Below are 22,429 nucleotides of genomic sequence, written 5' to 3' on the forward strand. Positions count from 1 at the left end.
GTTGTCGTGGCAGTTGCCGTACGACGCATGAGCTGAGCTGGTGCACGCGCAGAAGCCACGTGGGAGGCGGGAGGTGTGGTCATGGGGTTGGGGTGGGTGGTCGTGTTCGTTGTGTCGCTGTCGCTGTTCTCTGTGCGGATGGCCGGGTCGTCGATCTCGTGGCCGGTTCCCCTGACCGGGCCCAGCCGTCCGCAACTCGTCTTGAGCCCTGCCGGATCAGCCGAGACCCGGACCGGCCGTGCCGGCGAGCGCATCCAGGTCGCTCTTGCGGACCTTGATCACCAACCCGGCGCTGACCAGGGCGAGCACGGCCATCGCGGCAGCCGCGACGAAGCCCGTCGAGATGCCCTGAGCGAGCACTTCGTGACCCCACGGAGCAGGGAGCTGGTGCGTCTTGGCGAACTCCGCCTTCTGCTCCGCCGAACCGTCGGCCATGAAATGCGGCAGCTGCTTCTCCGCCTCGTCCTTGCTGGCCGATCCGAACACCGTCGTCAGAATGGACAGGCCGAGCGAACCGCCCACCTGCTGCGTGGTGTTGAGCAGTCCGGAGGCGGCGCCCGCCTCGTGCGGGGCGACGCCGGAGACCGCCGTGATCGTCAGTGTCACGAAGTTCAGGCCCATGCCGAAACCGAAGATCAGCATGGGGCCCAGTACCCCGCCGACGTAGGAGCTGTCGGAGCTGATGAGCGCCTGCCAGGCGAGCCCGATCATCGCGAGCGCAGAACCCGTGAGCATGAACGGCTTGGGGCCGAACACCGGAAGGAACCGCTGCGACAGACCCGCGCCCAGCGCGATCACGACGGTGACGGGCAGGAAGGCGAGGCCGGCCTGGATCGGGCTGTAGTCCAGCACGTTCTGCACGAAGAGCACGATGTAGAAGAACATGCCGAACATCGCGGCAGCCAGGCTCAGCATGATCACGTAGGTGCCCGAGCGGTTACGGTCGGCGAACATCCGCAGGGGAGTGATCGGCTCCTTGGCGCGCGATTCGATGAACGCGAAGGCGAGCAGAAGTACCACGGCGATGCCGAAGGATCCGATCGTCAGGCTGTCCTGCCAGCCCTCGTCGGCGGCCCGGATGAAGCCGTAGACGAGCAGGGCCATGCCGCTGGTGGAGGTCAGGGCGCCCGCGATGTCGAAACGGCCGGTGTGTCGCTCGGACTCGCTGATGTACAGCGGGGCCAGTACCGCGATCAGTACACCGATCGGCACGTTGACGAAGAGCACCCACCGCCAGTCGAGCCATTCGGTGAGCATGCCTCCTGCCAGCAGGCCGATGGCGCCACCGCCCGCGGAGACGGCGGCGAAGACACCGAAGGCCCGGTTCCGCTCGGGCCCTTCGGGGAACGTGGTGGTGATCAGCGCCAGCGAGGTGGGCGAAGCGATCGCGCCGCCCATGCCCTGGAGGACGCGTGCGGCCAGCAACTGCCAGGGCTCCTGGGCGAGTCCGCCGAGCAGCGAGGCGAACGTGAACAGCAGGATTCCGGTCATGAAGACCCGGCGACGCCCGAGGATGTCACCTGCCCGGCCGCCCAGAAGCAGCAGCCCGCCGAAGGTGAGCGTGTAGGCACTGACGACCCAGGTGAGGTCGGTGGTGCTGAACTTGAGCGCGTCTTGAATGTGCGGCAGTGCGATGTTCACAATCGTCGCGTCGAGGACCACCATGAGTTGGCAGGCCGCGATGACAGCGAGCGCGATGCCGGGGTGCCCTTCCCGGCGGGCCGCACCCGGTTTCTGATCTTTGATCAACTGAGAGGTAGTCACTATGGGTCCCCCACAAGCCTGTTAGTGAACGGTTGCGTTCACTGTTGCGTCCACGGTAGTGAGTCCTCAGTAGTGAACGCAAGCGTTCACTTAAGATTGATAGTGCGTGGCGTATCCCCCTATGTCGCCGCGCGACGTCCCTTCCGTCCCCGGAATTCCCGCTTCCCTGTTCGCTGGAGACACTCAGATGGTTACCTCGCGGTGGTCGGCCGCCCCCGCCCGGACGACAGCCCTCCGTCGGCGCGGCGCAGTGCTGGAGCGCGCCATCCTCGATGCCGCGCTGGAACAGCTCAGTACGGTCGGCTGGAACGGCCTCACGATGGAAGGTGTCGCCGCTGGAGCCCAGACGGGCAAGGCTGCGGTCTATCGCCGATGGCCGTCGAAGGAGGACCTCGTCGCGGATGCCCTTCGGGCCGGACTGCCGCGTTTCGAGGAGATGCCCGACCTCGGCGGTGTGCGCGAGGATCTGCTCGAACTGTGCCGACTGGCGCGCGATGCGATGTTCTCGCGCCCCGGTTTCGCGCTGCGCTCGGTCATTCACGAATGCGATCAGAATCAGGCGGAGCGCTTCCATGCGGTGATCTTCAACGGGGTCGTGGAGCCAAGTGTCAAACTGCTGCGCGAGATCGTCACCCGAGGTATTGCGCGGGGGGAGGTGCGGCCTGACGCGGCGAACGACTATGTGTTCGATGCCATTCCCGCCATGATGATGTACCGCTCCAAGATGCGCGGCAGCGAATGGAGTGACGGGGATGTCGAGGAAATGATCGACCAGTTCATGCTGCCGCTGCTGCGGCCGGCCGGTCCGTGATCGCTGATCATGGGCGTCCCGGCGCCGCCCGGGGAAACCATGGTGTCGCCGGGTGATCCCGGCGGCGTAGGCTATGGGCGCCATGCCGTACGAACCGCCTACTCACGCTGTCGAGCGCTCCCTCCGCGCGACCACCGGAGCGAAGATCATTGCCGGTGTCGACGAGGTGGGGCGAGGTGCCTGGGCCGGCCCTGTCACCGTCTGTGCGGCGGTCACCGGACTGCGCCGACCGCCCCAAGGCCTCACCGACTCCAAACTGCTCAGCGTCAAACGCCGCACCGAACTCGCCGCGGAACTGCGGACGTGGGTGACGTCGTACGCCCTGGGGCACGCGAGTCCGGAGGAGATCGACGACCTGGGGATGACGGCCGCTCTGCGGATCGCCGCCGTGCGCGCCCTGGAGACCCTTCCGGTCCGCCCCGACGCGGTGATCCTCGACGGGAAGCACGACTACCTCGGGGCACCGTGGAAGGTCAGGACCGTCATCAAGGGCGACCAGTCCTGTGTGGCGGTCGCGGCAGCCTCGGTGATCGCCAAGGTTCAGCGCGACAAAATGATGGCCGAACTGGGTATCGACCATGCAGACTTCGCTTTTGCGGCCAACGCCGGGTATCCATCACCCGTGCACAAGGCCGCCCTGGAGGTTCGGGGTCCCACCCCGTACCACCGGTTGTCGTGGGCGTATCTTGATGGGCTGCCCCAGTGGCAGCACCTCAAGAAGGCCCGCAGTTGGGCGAACGGAAGCGCTCCGAAGATCGAGGGTCAGCTCGGCTTCGACTTCTGACGATTCCGCTCGCACTGATGTGCCACCCGCTGACGCGAGCCGCACGAACGTTTGATAGACATCAGCCCATGCCTCTCATTCCCGAGGAGCCTCAGATTCACGAGAGCGCCCAGGGTCCCCGCGCCACGACGGCCAGCGGCCGCACCGCGCCGACCCCCCGTCCCGTACCCGGTCCCCGTCCCGTGGCTCCGCCGCGTCCCGGTCGTCCCGGCCCCCTGCTGCCCGCGCCGCCGGTGCAGCGGACGCCGCACGACGTTGCCGGGGTCAAGCCCGGGCTGCCGGGTCCCGCTGCCTCGGCAGCCCCCACTGCCCCCGCCACCTCCGTTCCGGCTACGGCTCAGGCGTCGGTGACTCCGCAGATCCAGCTCATCCCGGCCTCGGCCGCCGGTGCGCTCGACGCTGCCGAGGAAGCCGTCGACCTGCTGCTGGAGTCGGGCCGCGCCCCCGGTGACGTGCTGGTGATCACCACCGGCGCACACCATCCGTGGGCCGCCCACGAACTGTCCTTCGGTGAAGCCGCCTACTGGGCGCAGCACGATGCCGGTGACGACGTGTTCTACACGGACGCCACTACGGCCTCGCGTGCCGCGACGCGCCCCGTGGTCGTGGTCGCCGTCAACGGCGATTCCGCCGCTGTCGCCGACGCGCTGCCTCTCGCCCGCGCGCGAGCCGGCGCCCTGTTGATCGTCTGTGGCGAACCGCAGCAGGTCAACTCGGTACTGGGCGCCGGAGTCTGAGCCAGATCCGGTCCGTTCGGGGGGACGCCGGGGGGTGATGAAAAGGTGCCGCATGCGCGGCACCTGCTCGGCGAGATTTCCGGCATGCCTGCGTCCACAGGGCCGAGTGCATGGCTCGCTTCACACCCTGCCCCTCCCGGGAACGCGCGCCCGGTGCGCCGTGCAGCCGTGGGCCGTACGTCGGGGACGTACGGCCGCAGAACGGCGACCTGGGACGCCCTCGGATCCTCAGCGGGCCGCCGCGCGGCGCAGGACCTCCGAGGCGACGCCACCTGTACGCGGCAGCAAGGGCGGCGACTCGGACGTGGCGAAGGGCTCCGGCGCGGAGTCGGCGTTCGGCCGGCGACCTCCGCGTCCCTCGCCGAGGACCTGCCAGCCGTCGCGCGTCAACGTGATGTACGCCCCGCAGCGCAGCCCGTGCAGGGTGCAGGCATCACGCAGACCCCACATCCACGCGCCGTCCTCCTCCGTCCAACGCGCGTCGCCCTCACGGCAGTAGAGCAGCACAGCGGTACGCACAGGGGTGCGGCGCCGCAGATCGTGCGGGATCACCCGGCGCAGCTGGGCGAGCAGGATGTTCCGGAACATCCAGCCGTCGGCCGGTGCCGGACGGCGCGTGAACGAGGCGCTCGCCCGCAATCGTTCGTCCGGGTCGAGGACCGCCACGATCGCGGTCGCCGGCTTGGGACGGTGCCGTGAGTGCAGCCCGCTGACGACCTCGCGCGGATTGCGCAGCAGCGGGATGCCGGCCTCGGCCCACTCCGAGGGTTCGAGCAGACGGGCCATAGGGTTGACGGATGCGGCGGACAGGTCGGCTGACGACATGGACGACGCGGAGGACGGAGCGAATCCGAAGGTCACGGTCCTCCCTTCGGCTACGCGCCCATACTGCGGGCGGGGTCGGATTCGGGGGAGCGCGCACCGCAGCAGAGCCCTACCGGTCCACGGACGAGCCGTGCGGGGAGCGGACCTCAATTCTTCCTGTCGAACTTGGTTGCGGCAACGAGCAATTGGGCCCGGCGACCCGAATCGGATGGTTGGTGGCATATATCCCTACCCAGTGTTTTACCGGGCGATGCCTGGGGCCTCCGAGCCCGGTCCCTCATCCTTTGAATCGGTACGCGCGCGTGGAGTAGTACCGCTGCTGTTGCTGTCAGGCGGTCACTGGGTGTTGCCTCTGGTGCGGCTGTACGAGGCGGAGAGGCGCCGGAGGCCGTCTACGTGAGGACCCAGGGAGCGGGATACGGCGATCTCTGCTGTCGCCGGCGTGGGATATCTGGGGCTCGGGAGTCGACACCAGGTCTGCGGGTTCGCGCGGTGTCAGTGCTGTGGGGTTGCATGGAGGCATGAGCGACTTGGATTTGCGTGCCGAGGCTGATGCTGTGCTGGCCCGTCTGGTGGGGGACGGGGAAGGCGGGGCGCGTCTGCGTGAGGATCAGTGGCAGGCGATCGAGGCGCTGGTGGTGGGGCATCGGCGTGCGTTGGTGGTGCAGCGGACGGGGTGGGGGAAGTCTGCCGTGTACTTCGTCGCCACGTCGCTGCTGCGGCGGCGGGGCGCGGGTCCGACGGTGATCATCTCGCCGTTGCTGGCGTTGATGCGCAACCAGGTGGAATCGGCGGCGCGGGCGGGCATCGCCGCGCGGACGATCAATTCGGCCAACCCCGAGGAGTGGGACGCGATCCAGGCCGAGGTCGCGGCGGGGACCGTTGACGTCCTGCTGGTGAGTCCGGAGCGCTTGAACTCGCCTGATTTCCGTGAGGCGGTGCTGCCGCGGCTGGCGGCGACGACCGGCCTGCTGGTGGTCGACGAGGCGCACTGCATCTCGGACTGGGGGCATGACTTCCGGCCCGACTACCGACGATTGCGCACGATGCTGGTGGAGTTGCCCGCGGGTGTGCCGGTGCTGGCCACGACGGCGACCGCTAACGCGCGAGTGACTGCGGATGTGGCCGAGCAGCTGGGTACCGGGGGCGGTGAGGCCCTGGTCCTGCGAGGTCCGCTGGACCGGGAGAGCCTGCGCCTGGGGGTGCTGCAACTGCCGGACGCGGCGCACCGGCTGGCGTGGCTGGGGGAGCGGCTGGGGGATCTGCCGGGTTCAGGGATCATCTACACGTTGACGGTGGCGGCGGCTGAGGAGGTCGCGGCGTTCCTGCGGCAGTGCGGGTACCCGGTGGCCTCCTACACGGGAAAGACGGAGAACGCCGACCGGTTGCAGGCGGAGGAGGACCTGCTCGCCAACCGGGTCAAGGCATTGGTCGCCACTTCCGCGCTGGGGATGGGCTTCGACAAGCCGGACCTGGGATTCGTCGTACATCTGGGGTCGCCCTCGTCCCCGATCGCCTATTACCAGCAGGTGGGGCGTGCGGGACGTGGTGTGGACCACGCGGACGTACTGCTGCTGCCCGGTCGGGAGGACGAGGCGATCTGGGCGTACTTCGCCTCGGTGGGCTTCCCGCCGGAGGAGCAGGTGCGGCGCACGCTGGCGGTCCTGGAGGAGGCGGGTCGTCCGCTGTCGCTGCCGGCGCTGGAACCGTTGGTCGATCTTCGGCGCTCGCGCCTGGAGACGATGTTGAAGGTCCTGGACGTGGACGGGGCGGTCAAGCGGGTGAAGGGTGGCTGGACCGCCACCGGGCAGCCGTGGGCGTACGACGCGGAGCGGTATGCCTGGGTCGCGAAGCAGCGGGAGGCGGAGCAGCAGGCCATGCGGGACTACGTGGCGACCACGGGGTGCCGCATGGAGTTCCTGCAGCGGCAGCTCGACGACGAGAAGGCGGCCCCCTGTGGTCGTTGCGACCGCTGCGCCGGACCCTGGCTCGATCCCGCCGTCACCCCCGGCGCCCTCGCGGGCGCGGCCGGCGAGCTGGGCCGGCCGGGGGTCGAGGTCGACCCGCGTCGCATGTGGCCCACGGGCATGCCGGCCGTCGGCGTCGACCTCAAGGGCCGTATCCCCGCCGGTCAGCAGGCAGCTGTGGGGCGGGCGCTGGGCAGGTTGTCGGACATCGGCTGGGGCAACCGTCTGCGTCCACTGCTGTCGGGGCAGGCGTCGGACGGGCCGGTCCCGGACGACGTGCTGGCGGCCGTGGTGACGGTGGTGGCCGACTGGGCGCGTTCACCGGGCGGCTGGGCCAGCGGTGCCCCCGACGCGGTGGCCCGGCCGGTGGGGATCGTCGCCATGCCGTCCCGCACCCGCCCGCACCTGGTCGCCTCGCTGGCCGAGGGAGTGGCCCGGGTCGGCAGGCTTCCGCTGCTGGGCAGCCTGGACTACACCCCGCAGGCTGACGAGCATGCGGCGCACCGCAGCAACTCCGCCCAGCGGCTGCGTGCCCTGGCCGCCTCCTTCACCGTGCCCGACGAACTCGCCGCTGCCCTGGCCAACACCTCCGGCCCGGTCCTGCTGATCGACGACTACACCGACTCCGGCTGGACCCTGGCCGTTGGCGCACGCCTGCTGAGTCAGGCCGGTGCCGACCGGGTGCTCCCGCTGGTGCTTGCCCTGGCCGGATAGACGTTGGGGTTTCTGTCTGAGCCGGATGGACGTTGGGGTTTCTGCCTGAGCCGGATGGACGTTCGCGGGCCTCAACTCCTCGACATCCTGGGGAGCTTCAGGGTGGCGGCTGTCGAGCCGGAGCCGCACTCCGTGAACGGCTCGATGCGGGAGGGGCCGTCTGGCTGGAAGGGGCGGCCCGGCCCGGCCCGGCCTGCGGGAGGCTCGGTGAGCGGATCGGCGATGGCCACAGCTCATCCCGTCGGCGGCCTCGCCCAACTCCGCCTTGCTCGTGTCTGTCATGCCTCCATGCAAACAGGCGCCCCCGACAACGGGGCGCCGCGTTGGCCGACCTGTGGATGAAGGAATGTCGGTTGTCGTGGACCTGGTCGAACTTATCCACAGGGTCAACCGGAACATCGTGATCCGCGAGATCGTCTGCACATGACGAATCACAGCGAAACGACCGGATCCGCAGCAAACGGCAACGACGGAGGACGGGACAGCGATGGACAGCGCGGCGGCGGACGGGACGGTGAAGGCTCAGGGATCGGTGACCGCGTCGGAATCGACGCACACGGCGCTGAACACCAGGTCACCCTGCGGACCCCGGGCGAACTGGCAGACGCCCTGCCGTACTTGCTGGGGTACCGGCCCGAAGACAGCATCGTCCTGGTCGCCCTGCACGACCGGGGCGGTCGTGGCCGGTTCGGTGGGCGGGCCCGGCTCGGCATTCCCGCGAACAAGGACGACTGGCCTGCCGTGGCCCGGCAGTTGGCCCACGGACTGATCACCGGCAGCGAGCGCAGGGGCGCCCACCCCGAGCAGATGGTCGCGTACCTCTGCCAGGAACCGGCGGCTGGTGAGACCGGACGGCAGATCACGGACAGGCTCGCCCCGCTCGCCGCGCTGCTGCGCACCGAGTGCGGTCGACTCGACGTTCCCGTGATCGAGGCACTGTGCATCTCCGACGGCCGCTATTGGTCGTACTGTTGCCCGAGCGAGGCATGCTGCCCTGCGGAGGGACTCCCGATGGGTCTACCCGGTACCTCGGTACTCGCCGCCGCGGCCACGTATGCCGGGCTACAGGTGCGCGGCACACTGCGCGAGTTGCGGGCCAGGCTGCAACCCTGGGAGACAGCTGCCGCACTGGAACAGGAAGTCGCCCTGGACACCGCCGGCATGGCGCTGGTCCCCAGGATGCTCGACCTGACGAGCCGGGTCGAGGTGGCTGAGGAGACACTGCGCCTGGCCCGGCGCACCATGACACGTTTCGCCGAAGCGCCCCTCGTGCCGGGCACCCTTCAGGCGGACCTGCGCGATGACGAACTGCTGGGGCACGAAGAAGCGGCGGACCTCATCCTCGGGCTCCAGGACCGCACTACCCGGGACCGCGCCGCCGAGTGGATGGAGGCTGAGGAAGCGGGACCGGCGCTGCGGTTGTGGCGCGCGCTGGCCCGCCGGTGCGTCGGGCCCTACGGCGAACATGCGGCGGCCCCGCTCACTCTCGCCGGCTGGGTCGCGTGGTCCTTGGGCGACGAGATCGAGGCCAGGGAAGCGCTGGCGATGGCTCTGGGCGCGGATCCCAGTTATCTATTCGCCCGGCTTCTGCACCAGGCCTGCAACGAGGGGCTGGACCCGGAGTCGATCCGCAACTGCCTGCGCGCGGAACGAAAGGGGCGCAATCGCGAAGAACACGCGCGACCGGCGTCCACGCAGTCTTCCGACGCGGAGTGGGCCGACGACCTGGCCCTGCCGATCAGTGCGAGCTGTGACGAGGCCCAGACGGCATCCTCACCTGGTGCCGCGGAGGTGCTACCAGCGTTCCCGTCCCCAGCCGACGGGGCTCCGGCGCCGTGCTCGGCTGAAACCGCCGGGGCTCTTCAGGCGCCTGCGCCCGGTGCCGACGAGCCTCTTCCGGCGCCCATGTCCGCCACAGCTTCCCGCCGCCGCAGGCGGGTGCGTCCCGGTGCTCGCACCGACGTCCGTCCGAACCCGGCGGAAGGGGGCGGGCGAGCGTCCGGCACGGAGGAAGTCCGCCCGCGCGCTCGGCCGGTCGGCAGCACGCGCCCAGGCGTTGTCCGCCGGCGCGCCATGGGCCAGGACGACACGCGCCGCCCCGAGGGCGCACGGCCCGGGGGCAGTGCCGCAGAGGAGGCGGAATGAACGACCGAATGGACGACCGCTGGAAACGTGTCGCACGAGGGAGGTCCCACCTGCGCAGTCGGGTGGCCAATCCGGCCCGCCGCCATTCGGTCGGCTTCCATGCCGGTGGGCGTGACTCTGAACAGGCCCGTCCCGTTCACCTGAGTGGCGGAACGCCTGACCGGACCGTGCCGTCGTCCTGCCCTTCTCCTTCAGGAGCCCGGCCTCGGGTGCGGAACACGCCCGAGCCGCGCAGAGCGCAGAGGAAGCGTCCCTTGCATCAGCCGACTCCTGCCTCCGCAGACAACGGCCGCCCCGCCCTCGGCGCCCCGACGACGGCTCGGAGCGGAAGCGCAGGTCCGCCGTCGTGGGCCGCGAACCTCGGGATGCCCGAGCCGGGCTTCCCGAACGGAGTCCAGCGCGCCTCCGTGACGACGGAGTACAGCCGGGGCACGGCTCGGGGAACGGAGGGGAGGGTCCACGTTCCCTCGGCGTCATGGGACCGTGAGCCGCCACCGCCACCGCCACCGCCACCGCCACCGCCACCGCCACCGCCACCGCCACCGCCACCGCCACCGTCGGCGTCGTGGGGCCATGAGCCGTCACCGTCGGCGTCTTGGCACCGTGAGCCGTCACCGTCGGCGGAACCCGTACCGCTCCCGTCGACACCAGCGGGGCAGGGCCGGACCTCGCCTCCGCCCCCGCCTGCGCGCCGTCCCGCTCGCTCTCCTTCGCCTTCGCCCGGCATGTCCGGCCCGCTGTTGCAGAGCGGCTCCTCAGGCTCCCGCGGACGCTCAGGCCCTCCAGGACCCCGCGGGCCCGCCGACCTGCCGCCGGTGCACTCGGCCATCATCTGCGTGGCGCTTCCCGGTCTGGCCATCTCCACGGATCAAGGGCAGCTGACCGGACAGGGGCTGGAAGGCTTCTACCGCGCGGGCCGACGCGTACTTTCCCGGTGTCAGGTCCGTGTCGCCGGCCGCGAGCCGCTCGCGGTCCAGGCGCGGGCGACGGCTGCGGATCGCGCACGTTTCGTGGCCACCCTGCGCGTCTCGCCGGGCGGCGGACCGGACCCCGATGTGGTCGTCGAACGCATACGGCACGCGGACGGAACGGAACGCATCACACTGCACAGCGCGGTCTCCCGGCCACTTCGGCTGCCGGTGGAGGTGACACTCGGCACGGACCTGGCGGAGCTGGGCGCCATCGCGTCGGGCCGAGCGGGACCCGACCTGCCGGCGAGTGTCAACGACTCCGGCCTTCGCTGGTCCTGTGCCGCCGGCGGGGTGTCGGTCACGGCCGACCCGCCACCGGCCGACGCGCTGGCGTCGGCGGGCCTGCTGCGCTGGGAGTTCGACCTGCCCCCCGGTGGCACGGTCGGACTGGAACTCCGCGTCCGCCTGGACGGCGCGGGCCCCCTTCGCGCAGCGGGGCACGCGGCGACCAGCCCCCTGGCTCCCGCACGCGCGACGGGCGACCATCCCGGTATCGAGCCTCTCCTGCGCACGAGCCTCGACGACCTCCAGTCCTTGCTGCTGCGCGACCCGGCGCACCCCACCGACACGTACCTCGCGGCCGGAGCCCCCTGGCGCTGCGGCCTGGCGCCGGCCGACGCCCTCGTCGCAGCCCGGATGACTCTGGCGCTCGGCACCAGGCTCGCGGCCGGGACACTCCGCACCCTCGCGCGCACCCAATTCCGGGGGCCGACAGCGCAGTCCGGGATGATTCCCGGCCCACGCCGCGACGCGGGGGCACACCTGCCGGCCGGGTGCACGGGCACCGAGGCGACCCTGCTCTTCCCTGTACTGCTCGCGGAGGCCTATCGGTGGGGGCTCTCGCGGCAGGAGACGGAGGAGCTTCTTCCGGCGGCCGAGCGCTGTCTGGGATGGCTGAGGGCGACCGTGGGGGAGGGGTCGTATCTGTGCGACCCGCAGCCCGGTGGCCCGGTCCGCTGCGAGACCCAGGCCCATGCCCACCGAGCGGCCGTCCTCGGTGCCGACCTGCTGGACGCGTTCGACAGGCCGGGCGGCGCGGCACTGCGACAGTGGGCCCGCGAACTGCGCACTGCCTTCCGTGAGGACTTCTGGGTCGAGGACCGCAGCGGTGGCCGCCCAGCAGCAGGGCGTACTTCGGACGGACGTCTCGTGCCGCACCTCGGGGCCACGGCGGCCCATCTCCTGGACACCGGCCTGCTCGGCGGGGGCGAACAAGCGCCCGGGCTGCTCGACAGGGTGCAGACCGAGCAACTCGCCCGGCTGCTCGGAAGTCCGGCCATGGACTCCGGCTGGGGGTTGCGCGGGCTGGGCGCGAAGGAGGCGGGCTACAACCCGTTCGGCCACCGCACCGGAGCGGTACGGGTCCACGAGACAGCGATCGCCGTCGCGGGGCTGGCCGTCGCCGGGTACGAGAGGGAGGCCGGTGCGCTCCTGCGGGGCCAGCTTGCGGCGGCCGAGGCCTTCGGCCACCGACTCCCCGAGATGTTCGCCGGAGAGCAGCGCACTGAGGGAAGTGCTCCGCTTCCCCATCCGGCGGCGTGCCGTCCCGCGGCCACGGCAGCGGCCGCGGGAGTCCTGCTGCTGAGCACCCTCGCGGGCATCCGGCCCGACGCCCCGGCAGGGACGGTCGCCCTGCGTCCTGTGCGCAGCGCACCCCTCGGCGAGATCGGTCTGACCGGGCTGAGGATTGCGGGTGCACCCTTCTCAGTACGCGTCAGCAGGCTGGGCCTCGCCATGGTCGAAGAGGCCGCCGAAGGGTTGCAACTGGGGTCGTGACCTCGGACGACGCACCATACGGCGGTGCCGGGACCGACGGTGCGTCCTGTTCCGGACCTCAGTGGATCAGCCACTGGTGCGACCGACGAAAGGAGTGTTTATCGTCAGGCAGACGACTATGATCGCCGCATGCCCTACGACCCGTCAGCCTTTCCGCCCTTCGCCGTCACTGTGGACCTGGTCGTACTGACCGTGCGTCGCCACGCCCTGTGTGCGCTCGCGGTGCGCAGGGGCGAGTCGCCGTTCCAGGGACGCTGGGCGCTGCCGGGCGGCTTCGTACGGGCCGACGAGGACCTGGCACAGGCAGCGGCCCGTGAGCTGGCCGAAGAGACCGGCCTGCGCGCCCACGACCCCGCTGTCCCTGTCCACGACAATGGAGCACACCTGGAACAGCTGGCGACCTACGGTGACCCCAAGCGCGATCCCAGGATGCGTGTGGTGAGCGTGGCTCACCTCGCTCTCGCCCCCGACCTGCCGGCCCCCCGGGCGGGCGGCGACGCCAGCAACGCCCGCTGGGCGCCCGTCGACGAGCTGTTGCAGCAGGCGGGATACGGGCGAGACGGCGATGCGGTCGCACCCCTCGCCTTCGACCACGCGCAGATTCTGTCGGACGGCGTGGAGCGCGCCCGCTCGAAGATCGAGTACTCGTCGCTGGCCACCGCGTTCTGCCCGCCCGAGTTCACCGTGGGCGAGCTGCGCCGCGTCTACGAGGCGGTATGGGGCGTGGCACTCGATCCGCGCAACTTCCATCGCAAGGTGACGGGCACACCAGGCTTCCTGGTCCCCACCGGCGGTACGACCACGCGGCAGGGCGGCCGTCCGGCCCAGCTCTTCAGGGCCGGCGGCGCCACTCTGCTCAACCCGCCGATGCTGCGCCCCGAAGTGTGACGCCACAGAAAACCGGACATAACGCGCTATCTTGCTGCGGGTGATCCAGGCCTTCGGACTGACCAGCAACTCCCGCAAGGACCTCCCGCCAACGGTCGACGACGTGTCCTTCGAAGCGCGTGCGGGCCGTGTCACCACGCTTCTCGGAGCGCCGGGTGCGGGCAAGACAACGGCGCTCAGACTGATGCTCGAACTCCAACACGGCCGTGGCATCACCTACTTCAAGGGCCGTCCGCTGCACCGCATCGCGCACCCTTCGCGCGAGGTCGGCGTCCTCATGGGCGATGTGCCGGGCCATCCCGCGCGTACGGTCCGCGGTCATCTGCGGATGTTGTGTGCCGCGGCCGGCGTGCCGGTCCGGCGTGCCGACGAAGTGCTCGAAGTGGTGGGCCTCGTCAGTCTGCGCGACGAGCGGCTCGGCACCCTGTCGCGCGGCATGGACCGCCGCCTGGGCCTGGCCTGCGCTCTCTTGGCGGACCCGCACACCCTTGTGCTGGACGATCCGGCCGATGGACTCTCCACCCGTGAGAGCCACTGGCTGCACGGCATGCTGCGAGCGCACGCCGCCCAGGGGGGCACGGTTCTGTTCACCACGCCCGAGCCCAAGGAGGCCGCACGCGCCGCGGATCACGTCATCACCCTCGAACAGGGCAGACTCATCGCCGACCAGGAGGCCAGGGAGTTCGCCCGAACCAGGCTGCGCTCCCGTGTCGCCGTCCGCACCCCGCATGCCGCTCGCCTTGCCGCGCTGCTCGCCAAGGAGGCCCGCGCGGCACACCGCTCCGTCGAGGTCGTCCGGGAGGGAGGCAATCGTCTGTCCGTGTACGGCAGTACATGCGCCGACGTCGGTGAGACCGCCTTTCGTCACGGCGTCCTGGTGCACCAACTCGCCGACGAGATCGGGGACATGGGCCCGGGAGCGGGGTTGCTTCCGGGCGAGGCCGCGCAAGCAGCTGAAGACAAGCAGGCGGGCGTCACAGAGCCGGAGCCCGGTGAGTTCGCCGAAACCACAGTCACAGAAACCACAGAAACCACAGAAGTCACAGAGACCGCGAAATCCGGGGGCACCGCTGCCGCCGATACGAAGGCGCCTGCCCACCAAGGAGTACGCCACGATGCCGAAGCGCAGAGTGGCTCCGGCGTGCACGGCGGCCAGGCGGTGCATGCCGGCCCGAAAGCGCAGTGCGACCAGGGACGGTTCAGGGGTCAGGAAGCACACAGCGCCCCGGCGCCGGAGAGCGGTCGGGCCGCGCCCTCTTCCGTCGCGGCGGCCACAGCCCTGGCTCCCCTGTCCCCCCTCCCGCCGCCCATCTCCGTCAAGCCCGCCCCCAGCCCCTTGCGGCCCCTGCGCTACGAACTGCGCCGCGCGGCAGGGATCGGCACCGGGTTCGTCACCGGCGCCGCCGTCCTCGTCGTCTCGGCCTTGACCGCCGTACTCCTGGCGCGAATCGGTCACACTCCGCAGGCACGTCTGCTGGCCGCGTGGCCCAGGGAGCTCCCGCTGCCACCGGCGGCGCTCGGCGCAGGGCTGCTGGGAGCGCTCGCGTTCGGCGACGAGTTCCGTCACCCAGCCCTGGCGGTGGACCGCGGCAGCGTCCCCCGCAGGTTGGGGCTGCTCACCGCGAAACTCGTCGTCGCCGCGGTCACCGCTCTCACGCTGGCATTTCTCACGGTGGGCTGCGACGCCGAGGTGCTCTACCTCGTCTACGGGCGGGAACTCGCGGAAGTTCCCGCCGACTGGTTTTCGCTGAGCGCGAGTTGGTCCGGGCTCGTGGTCGGGTGCGCCTGGGCCGGGGTCCTGGCGGCCGGCATCTTCCGGTCCACCACGGCCGGGATCGCCGCGGTGGTCGCCGTCCCCGTCGTCGTCGTACCCGTTGTGCAGAAAGCCCTGGAGGGGGCGTCCGTGCGAGCGGCGGCAGGACTTCCCGCCCGGCTGCGCGAGGTCCTGCTGCTGCAGTGGCCGTTCGGCGGCGAGCACTATCTCGCAGGGGGGGTCCGGGTGATCGCCCAACCTGTGGGCGGCGCGCTGACGTTGTCACTCACCGCGCTGCTGTGTGCATATCTGCTCACCAGCCTGCGCAGCAGGGTTCGATGACGACCGTCCGTACCCTTCCGGTCTCGACTTGCGCACAACTTCCCGACGAAAGCGCATTTCTTTCCGATAAGGCGTCAATTGCGACGGGGTGAGCGATCACCCTTTCGTGTGCTTTTCACCAAAGACCTCAAGGGAGTTGGAGGCGACGCCGACAAATGATCCGTGAGTACCCTTGCGCACACCATGATGACCGCCGCCCGCTCCGCCGACTCCGGTCTGGCCGGCCCGGGCGAACTCGACCGCTACCCCTTCGCCGAGGCCCCGGCCGCAGGCCGGGTCGGCTCCTCAGTCTGGGACAACTCGGACCAGGAACTGGGCCGCGTGGGCCGACGTGCCGCCGGCAGCCGCGGGCGCGGGCTGCACGGCCAACTCGTCCAGCAGCTCGGGCAGATGATCGTCTCCGGTGACCTGGGAGCCGACCGGCCGCTGGTCCCCGAGGAGATCGGCCAGCGCTTCGAGGTGTCCCGTACTGTCGTCCGCGAGTCGCTCCGTGTTCTGGAGGCCAAGGGCCTGGTCAGCGCCCGTCCGAACGTCGGCACGCGCGTGCGGCCGGTGAGCGACTGGAACCTCCTGGACCCGGACATCATCGAATGGCGGGCTTTCGGACCGCAGCGCGACGACCAGCGCCGTGAGCTGAGCGAGCTGCGCTGGACGATCGAGCCCCTCGCCGCGCGCCTGGCAGCGGGACACGGCCGCGAGGACGTCCAGCAGCGTCTCGGGGACATGGTCGAGATCATGGGCCACGCCATGAACCAGGGCGACGCGCTCACCTTCTCCCGCGCCGACGCCGAATTCCACTCCCTGCTCATCCAGCTCGCGGGCAACCGGATGCTGGAGCACCTTTCCGGGATCGTCTCGTCAGCGCTTCAGGTCTCCGGGAGTCCGATCACCGGCTGTGACCGGCCGAACGAGACGTCACTCGCACACCACGGCCGGATCGTCGACGCGCTTGCTGCCGGTGACAGTGCGGCGGCCGAGGCCGCCATGCGCCAACTGCTGACCGTCCACCCCGAGGTGGAGCGCGTGGTGCCCGCGCCGCGCGAGCACTGACCGCGCACCGCGGGCGGCGCGGCCGAGGGTGTCCTTCCTCTCCTGCGGCATCGTCGGGTCACCGAACCGCCTCCGTCGGACCCCGCAGGATCCCCGGTGATCCTGCGGGGTCCGACGGTGCGGCATGGCGGCGGCACCCTCCCAGGGGCGGCCTTCCTCTCGACGAGGGCGGTCGGAATGGCTGACTGACCTCGTATGGCCATGTCTGACCGTTTTTGATTGCTTACGGGGTGTGACTCGGGCCACGCAGATTGGGCGTAACGCTCGTGGGAGCAGCGCGATGACCTAAGAGGTGACAGCCGCGGAAGGAATACGGACGCCGTTTCAGGCGCTGTGCATCTTCCCGGCCCTCGCCCGCGCCATCGACCCTTCACAGGCCGATGGTCGGCTCCTGTCCGCCGTGGACGGGGCCGGAAGCCGTTTTCCAACGTTCCGAGAGGTTGTTCGTGTCGGCCAGCACATCCCGTACGCTCCCGCCGGAGATCGCCGAGTCCGTCTCTGTCATGGCTCTCATTGAGCTGGGAAAGGCCGAGGGGCAGATCGCCGGCGATGACGTGCGTCGGGCCTTCGAAGCTGACCAGATTCCGGCCACTCAGTGGAAGAACGTACTGCGCAGCCTCAACCAGATCCTCGAGGAAGAGGGTGTGACGCTGATGGTCAGTGCCGCGGAGCCCAAGCGCACCCGAAAGAGCGTCGCAGCGAAGAGTCCGGTCAAGCGCACCGCCACCAAGACGGTCGCGGCGAAGACGGTGACCACGAAGAAGGCCACTGCCACCGCCACCCCGGCGGCTCCCGCCGCCGAGCCCGCCGTCGAGGACGAGGCGCCTGCCAAGAAGGCAGCAGCAAAGAAGACGACGACGACCGCCAAGAAGGCGGCCGCGAAGAAGACAGTCGCCACCAAGAAGACGGCGGCCAAGAAGACGACCGCGGGCAAGGATGACGCCGAGACCTCCGAGGACGAGGTCCTCGAGGAGGTCAAGCCCGGCGAAGAGGAAGAGGAAGGGGCCGAGAACAAGGGCTTCGTCCTCTCCGACGACGACGAGGACGACGCGCCGGCCCAGCAGGTCGCCGTGGCGGGTGCCACCGCCGACCCGGTCAAGGACTACCTCAAGCAGATCGGCAAGGTCCCGCTGCTCAACGCCGAGCAGGAGGTCGAGCTCGCCAAGCGCATCGAGGCCGGTCTGTTCGCCGAGGACAAGCTGGCCAACGCCGACAAGCTCGCCCCCAAGCTCAAGCGCGAGCTGGAGATCATCGCCGAGGACGGCCGCCGCGCCAAGAACCACCTGCTGGAGGCCAACCTCCGCCTGGTGGTCTCCCTGGCCAAGCGCTACACCGGCCGCGGCATGCTCTTCCTGGACCTCATCCAGGAGGGCAACCTCGGTCTGATCCGCGCGGTCGAGAAGTTCGACTACACCAAGGGCTACAAGTTCTCCACGTACGCCACCTGGTGGATCCGTCAGGCGATCACCCGCGCGATGGCCGACCAGGCCCGCACCATCCGTATCCCGGTGCACATGGTCGAGGTCATCAACAAGCTCGCGCGTGTGCAGCGCCAGATGCTCCAGGACCTGGGCCGCGAGCCCACGCCGGAGGAGCTGGCCAAGGAACTCGACATGACCCCCGAGAAGGTCATCGAGGTCCAGAAGTACGGCCGCGAGCCCATCTCGCTGCACACCCCGCTGGGCGAGGACGGCGACAGCGAGTTCGGCGACCTCATCGAGGACTCCGAGGCCGTGGTCCCGGCCGACGCCGTCAGCTTCACGCTCCTCCAGGAGCAGCTGCACTCCGTCCTGGACACCCTGTCCGAGCGTGAGGCGGGCGTGGTCTCGATGCGCTTCGGTCTCACCGACGGTCAGCCGAAGACCCTCGACGAGATCGGCAAGGTGTACGGCGTCACGCGTGAGCGCATCCGCCAGATCGAGTCGAAGACCATGTCGAAGCTGCGCCACCCGTCGCGCTCGCAGGTTCTGCGCGACTACCTCGACTAGGTCGTAGTCGTACGACGCGGAAGGCCCGGTTCCCCTGCAGGGGAACCGGGCCTTCGTGCTGCGCACATCGGTACCCTGCGTGACTCTGGGTTTCCAATCGTCACCCCGGAGTGAGGAGCACGTATGCGTCGTCCCATTGCCCGGGCGCTGGCCCGGCCGCTGATTCTGGCGGCCGTGGCAGCGGCCATACCGCTGGTGTCGGCCGCCCCTGTGGCTGCCGACAGCATCGTCGTCGGGGGTTTCCCGGTCGATGTGTCCCAGGCGCCCTGGACGGTTGCTCTGTCCAGTCGTGACCGGTTCGGAGGTACGCGCGCCGGCCAGTTCTGCGGCGGTGTCGCCGTCGGCCGGACCACGGTGCTCACCGCGGCCCACTGCATGGGCGAGGACGTCCTGGGGGCGCCACCTGAGCAGGTGCGTGACTTCCGGGTCATCGCGGGCCGCACGGACCTGCTCTCGGACCAGGGAGCGGAGATCGCCGTACGAGAGGTCTGGGTGAATCCGGGGTACGACCCCCAGAGCAACGCGGGAGACTTCGCAGTCCTCACGCTCGCCGAGCCGATGCCGCAGAACGCCGTCGTCGCCATGGCGGCCGACGGCGATCCCGCATACGGCTCGGGAACCCCCGCCACCGTGTACGGGTGGGGCGATGTCACGGGCGGCGGCGACTATGCCCGGAGTCTGCGGGCGGCAAAAGTGCATGTGATGTCGGACACACAGTGTCAGGAGGCTTATCCGGGCAATGCCGACGGCACCTACCTCGCCGACAGCATGCTGTGCGCGGGGGAGGAGCGGGGTGGCCGTGACTCCTGCCAGGGGGACAGCGGGGGACCGCTGGTCGCCCGGGGGAAGTTGATCGGGCTCGTGTCCTGGGGGAACGGGTGCGGCCGGGCCGGCTGGCCCGGCGTCTACGCCCGCGTGGCCGACGTCATCCGGACGCTGGCCTCGAAAGCCGCAGGATGACCGAGGAGGCGCCCCAGGGATGGCCGGAGCGCCTCAACGGCACTGAGCGGACTCGCACACAGCCATGAGAAAGGGCGGCTGCCCCTGGGAGCAGGGGCAGCCGCCCTCATACCGACCTTTGTCGGCGCCGGCTCGTCGTGGACGCGAGGTGTCAGCGCTCTTCTTCGGAGGCGGATACCGGAACGGTCGTGAGGCGCTCCGTCTCGTCCTGTATCTCAGCGGCGATCTTCTTGAGTTCCGGCTCGAACTTGCGACCGTGGTGGGCGCAGAAGAGCAGTTCTCCGCCGCTGAGCAGGACGACGCGTACGTACGCCTGGGCGCCACAGCGGTCGCAGCGGTCAGCGGCCGTCATCGGGCTCGCGGGGGTCAGAACAGTAGTCACGTCGCCTCTTCTCTAGCTCGACGAGCTGTCGTACCAGGGTCAACATCCAACCAGCCTCAAAACGTTCCCGCTCGGGGCTTCACCGAGAGAGAAATTTTCCGAGGCGGCTGACTGCTGCCGGTTTGGCGGCGAATGTGCCGTATTGCGTGTCTGTGTGTCTTACGGTTTCGCGCTTGTCGGTCAAGGTCGGTCCTCCCGGCTGGGTTGCCGGTTGTTCATGAGGACGTGCCCGGAGCCTAAATGGTTCATGCCCCGAAGGGAACGTGATATGTACTTCACCCCATCGAGGGATCGAACAGGCATGCGACTGTGGATTACTGTGTGTTTCGCGCGAGGGTGGCGTTACAACGGCTCTACCAGGCCTCGGTACCCTCTTGGCGGCGACCGATGCCGCGCCCTTACCCATAAGGGCCCCACCTGAAATTCAGCGAGGAGCGAACCGCGTGACCGCCGAGACGTCCGTGCCGTCCACAGCTCTGCTGGCAGGAGCAGACCGGGACGGGTCCAACTACACCGCGCGGCACCTGCTCGTCCTCGAGGGGCTCGAGGCCGTACGCAAGCGCCCAGGTATGTATATCGGCTCGACCGACAGCCGTGGCCTCATGCACTGCCTGTGGGAAATCATCGACAACTCCGTCGACGAGGCCCTGGGCGGGTACTGCGACCACATCGAGGTGATCCTTCACGACGACGCCTCCGTGGAGGTCCGCGACACCGGCCGGGGCATCCCGGTCGACGTCGAGCCCAAGACCGGCCTGTCCGGTGTCGAGGTCGTCATGACCAAGCTGCACGCCGGCGGCAAGTTCGGCGGTGGCTCGTACGCCGCCTCCGGCGGTCTGCACGGCGTGGGCGCCTCCGTGGTGAACGCCCTGTCCGCTCGGCTGGACGTCGAGGTGGACCGGAGTGGCCATACGCACGCGATCAGCTTCCGGCGCGGTGTGCCGGGCGCCTTCGCGGCGATCGGCCCCGAGGCCGACTTCGACGCCACCAGTGGCCTGCGCAAGACCAAGAAGATCCCGAGGACCCGGACCGGCACACGGGTGCGGTACTGGGCCGACCGCCAGATCTTCCTCAAGGACGCCAAACTCTCCCTGGAGCACCTGCACCAGCGTGCCCGTCAGACCGCGTTCCTGGTGCCCGGCCTGACCATCGTGGTGCGCGACGAGTTCGGTCTGGGTGAGGGCGGCAGCAAGGGCGAGGAGTCCTTCCGCTTCGACGGAGGCATCAGCGAGTTCTGCGAGTACCTGGCTACCGACAAGCCCGTCAACGACGTCCTCCGTTTCTCCGGACAGGGCATCTTCAAGGAGACGGTGCCGGTCCTCGACGACCACGGCCAGATGACGCCCACAGAGGTCACCCGTGAGCTCGGCGTGGACGTCGCGATGCGCTGGGGCACCGGCTACGACACGACCCTGAAGTCGTTCGTGAACATCATCGCCACCCCCAAGGGCGGCACTCACGTCGCCGGTTTCGAGCAGGCCGTCGTCAAGACGATGAACGAGGTGCTGCGCACCAAGAAGATGCTGCGCGTGGCCGAGGACGACATCGTCAAGGACGACGCCCTGGAGGGTCTCACCGCGGTCGTCACCGTCCGGCTGGCCGAACCGCAGTTCGAGGGCCAGACCAAGGAGGTCCTCGGCACCTCGGCGGCCCGCCGCATCGTGAGCACCGTGATCGCCAAGGAGCTCAAGGCGTTCCTGACGTCCACGAGGCGGGACGCCGCGGCCCAGGCCCGGGTCGTCATGGAGAAGGCGGTCGCTGCCGCACGCACGCGTATCGCGGCCCGCCAGCACAAGGACGCCCAGCGCCGGAAGACGGCCCTGGAGTCCTCCTCGCTGCCCGCCAAGCTCGCCGACTGCCGCAGCGACGACGTCGACCGCAGCGAGCTGTTCATCGTCGAGGGCGACTCCGCGCTGGGAACAGCGAAGCTCGCCCGGAACTCCGAGTTCCAGGCGCTGCTGCCCATCCGGGGCAAGATCCTCAACGTTCAGAAGTCGTCCGTCACGGACATGCTCAAGAACGTCGAGTGCGGGGCGATCATCCAGGTCATAGGAGCGGGATCCGGCCGGACCTTCGACATCGACGCGGCCCGCTACGGCAAGATCATCATGATGACCGACGCCGACGTCGACGGCTCGCACATCCGATGCCTGCTGCTGACGCTGTTCCAGCGCTACATGCGGCCCATGGTCGAGGCGGGACGGGTGTTCGCCGCGGTGCCGCCCCTGCACCGGATCGAGCTCGTCCAGCCGAAGAAGGGGCAGGACAAATACGTCTACACGTACTCGGACCGTGAGCTGCGCGAGAAGCTGCTGGAGTTCCAGAGCAAGGGGGTCCGGTACAAGGACTCCATCCAGCGGTACAAGGGTCTGGGCGAGATGGACGCCGACCAGCTGGCGGAGACGACGATGGATCCGCGGCACCGCACGCTGCGGCGGATCAACCTCGCCGATCTCGAGGCTGCCGAGCAGGTTTTCGATCTGCTGATGGGCAATGACGTGGCGCCGCGGAAGGAGTTCATCTCGGGATCGGCCGCCACGCTGGATCGGTCGCGCATCGACGCGTAGCGCCG

16 protein-coding genes are annotated in these 22,429 nt (G+C 69.7%); 12 read left to right on the forward strand and 4 right to left on the reverse strand.

Features of this window, described 5'->3' with window-relative positions; translation table 11 throughout:
• Positions 1–216: 216 nt before the first annotated feature.
• Positions 217–1,764, reverse strand: coding sequence for an MFS transporter (locus ACZ48Z_RS24925; RefSeq protein WP_468738085.1), 1,548 nt, complete (start codon positions 1,762–1,764; stop codon positions 217–219).
• 187 nt (positions 1,765–1,951) lie between these two features.
• On the opposite strand from ACZ48Z_RS24925, the gene ACZ48Z_RS24930 reads away from it, so the two are divergent.
• The 3 genes from ACZ48Z_RS24930 (at position 1,952) to ACZ48Z_RS24940 (ending at position 4,096) form a co-directional block, all read left to right on the forward strand.
• Entirely contained in the window at positions 1,952–2,575 is a 624-nt protein-coding gene (locus ACZ48Z_RS24930; protein WP_468738086.1) for a TetR/AcrR family transcriptional regulator, read from the forward strand.
• Positions 2,576–2,657: 82 nt separating this feature from the next.
• Positions 2,658–3,359: a ribonuclease HII gene (locus ACZ48Z_RS24935; protein ID WP_468738087.1), complete on the forward strand. Its 702-nt coding sequence runs from the start codon at positions 2,658–2,660 to the stop codon at positions 3,357–3,359.
• 68 nt (positions 3,360–3,427) lie between these two features.
• Positions 3,428–4,096 (forward strand): hypothetical protein, encoded by a 669-nt coding sequence (locus ACZ48Z_RS24940; protein ID WP_468738088.1) that lies wholly within the window; start codon positions 3,428–3,430, stop codon positions 4,094–4,096.
• A gap of 228 nt (positions 4,097–4,324) precedes the next feature.
• On the opposite strand, the gene ACZ48Z_RS24945 is transcribed toward ACZ48Z_RS24940, so the two are convergent.
• Positions 4,325–4,957, reverse strand: a complete 633-nt coding sequence (locus ACZ48Z_RS24945) for a hypothetical protein (RefSeq protein WP_468738089.1) — start codon at positions 4,955–4,957, stop codon at positions 4,325–4,327.
• A 485-nt stretch (positions 4,958–5,442) separates the two neighbouring features.
• On the opposite strand from ACZ48Z_RS24945, the gene ACZ48Z_RS24950 reads away from it, so the two are divergent.
• From ACZ48Z_RS24950 to ACZ48Z_RS24975, 6 genes are all read left to right on the forward strand, one after another.
• A complete protein-coding gene (locus ACZ48Z_RS24950; protein ID WP_468738090.1) occupies positions 5,443–7,602 on the forward strand; it encodes a DEAD/DEAH box helicase in 2,160 nt (719 codons plus the stop codon).
• A gap of 423 nt (positions 7,603–8,025) precedes the next feature.
• A complete protein-coding gene (locus ACZ48Z_RS24955; RefSeq protein ID WP_468738091.1) occupies positions 8,026–9,747 on the forward strand; it encodes a DUF4192 domain-containing protein in 1,722 nt (573 codons plus the stop codon).
• 815 nt (positions 9,748–10,562) lie between these two features.
• On the forward strand, positions 10,563–12,494 hold the full coding sequence (locus tag ACZ48Z_RS24960; RefSeq protein WP_468738092.1) for a glycogen debranching N-terminal domain-containing protein: 1,932 nt from the start codon (positions 10,563–10,565) through the stop codon (positions 12,492–12,494).
• 129 nt (positions 12,495–12,623) lie between these two features.
• Positions 12,624–13,382, forward strand: coding sequence for an NUDIX hydrolase (locus tag ACZ48Z_RS24965; protein WP_468738093.1), 759 nt, complete (start codon positions 12,624–12,626; stop codon positions 13,380–13,382).
• A gap of 40 nt (positions 13,383–13,422) precedes the next feature.
• Positions 13,423–15,477, forward strand: a complete 2,055-nt coding sequence (locus tag ACZ48Z_RS24970) for an ABC transporter ATP-binding protein (RefSeq protein ID WP_468738094.1) — start codon at positions 13,423–13,425, stop codon at positions 15,475–15,477.
• A gap of 162 nt (positions 15,478–15,639) precedes the next feature.
• Positions 15,640–16,527 (forward strand): FadR/GntR family transcriptional regulator, encoded by an 888-nt coding sequence (locus ACZ48Z_RS24975; RefSeq protein ID WP_468738095.1) that lies wholly within the window; start codon positions 15,640–15,642, stop codon positions 16,525–16,527.
• Between the two features lie 370 nt (positions 16,528–16,897).
• Here the strand turns inward: ACZ48Z_RS24975 and ACZ48Z_RS24980 are convergent, their stop codons facing one another.
• Complete coding sequence (locus ACZ48Z_RS24980; protein ID WP_468738257.1) at positions 16,898–17,032, reverse strand: hypothetical protein; 135 nt, start codon at positions 17,030–17,032, stop codon at positions 16,898–16,900.
• Here ACZ48Z_RS24980 and ACZ48Z_RS24985 point away from each other — a divergent pair.
• On the forward strand, positions 16,974–18,515 hold the full coding sequence (locus ACZ48Z_RS24985; protein ID WP_468738096.1) for an RNA polymerase sigma factor: 1,542 nt from the start codon (positions 16,974–16,976) through the stop codon (positions 18,513–18,515). The genes ACZ48Z_RS24980 and ACZ48Z_RS24985 overlap by 59 nt on opposite strands.
• Positions 18,516–18,638: 123 nt before the next feature.
• Positions 18,639–19,475: a serine protease gene (locus ACZ48Z_RS24990; RefSeq protein ID WP_468738097.1), complete on the forward strand. Its 837-nt coding sequence runs from the start codon at positions 18,639–18,641 to the stop codon at positions 19,473–19,475.
• A gap of 151 nt (positions 19,476–19,626) precedes the next feature.
• Here the strand turns inward: ACZ48Z_RS24990 and ACZ48Z_RS24995 are convergent, their stop codons facing one another.
• On the reverse strand, positions 19,627–19,857 hold the full coding sequence (locus ACZ48Z_RS24995) for a DUF7455 domain-containing protein (protein ID WP_328751037.1): 231 nt from the start codon (positions 19,855–19,857) through the stop codon (positions 19,627–19,629).
• A gap of 443 nt (positions 19,858–20,300) precedes the next feature.
• On the opposite strand from ACZ48Z_RS24995, the gene ACZ48Z_RS25000 reads away from it, so the two are divergent.
• Positions 20,301–22,424, forward strand: coding sequence for a DNA gyrase/topoisomerase IV subunit B (locus tag ACZ48Z_RS25000; RefSeq protein ID WP_468738098.1), 2,124 nt, complete (start codon positions 20,301–20,303; stop codon positions 22,422–22,424).
• Positions 22,425–22,429: the final 5 nt, after the last annotated feature.

The sequence above is a fragment of the Streptomyces sp. NPDC031225 genome (genome assembly GCF_055570355.1).

Coding starts and splice junctions, on each gene's coding strand:
- ACZ48Z_RS24930 (WP_468738086.1), top strand. CDS start 1,952: ATGGTTACCTCGCGGTGGTCGGCCGCCCCCGCCCGGACGACAGCCCTC.
- ACZ48Z_RS24935 (WP_468738087.1), top strand. CDS start 2,658: ATGCCGTACGAACCGCCTACTCACGCTGTCGAGCGCTCCCTCCGCGCG.
- ACZ48Z_RS24940 (WP_468738088.1), top strand. CDS start 3,428: ATGCCTCTCATTCCCGAGGAGCCTCAGATTCACGAGAGCGCCCAGGGT.
- ACZ48Z_RS24950 (WP_468738090.1), top strand. CDS start 5,443: ATGAGCGACTTGGATTTGCGTGCCGAGGCTGATGCTGTGCTGGCCCGT.
- ACZ48Z_RS24955 (WP_468738091.1), top strand. CDS start 8,026: ATGACGAATCACAGCGAAACGACCGGATCCGCAGCAAACGGCAACGAC.
- ACZ48Z_RS24965 (WP_468738093.1), top strand. CDS start 12,624: ATGCCCTACGACCCGTCAGCCTTTCCGCCCTTCGCCGTCACTGTGGAC.
- ACZ48Z_RS24980 (WP_468738257.1), bottom strand. CDS start 17,032: ATGACAGAGACGGACTCGGCGATCTCCGGCGGGAGCGTACGGGATGTG.
- ACZ48Z_RS24990 (WP_468738097.1), top strand. CDS start 18,639: ATGCGTCGTCCCATTGCCCGGGCGCTGGCCCGGCCGCTGATTCTGGCG.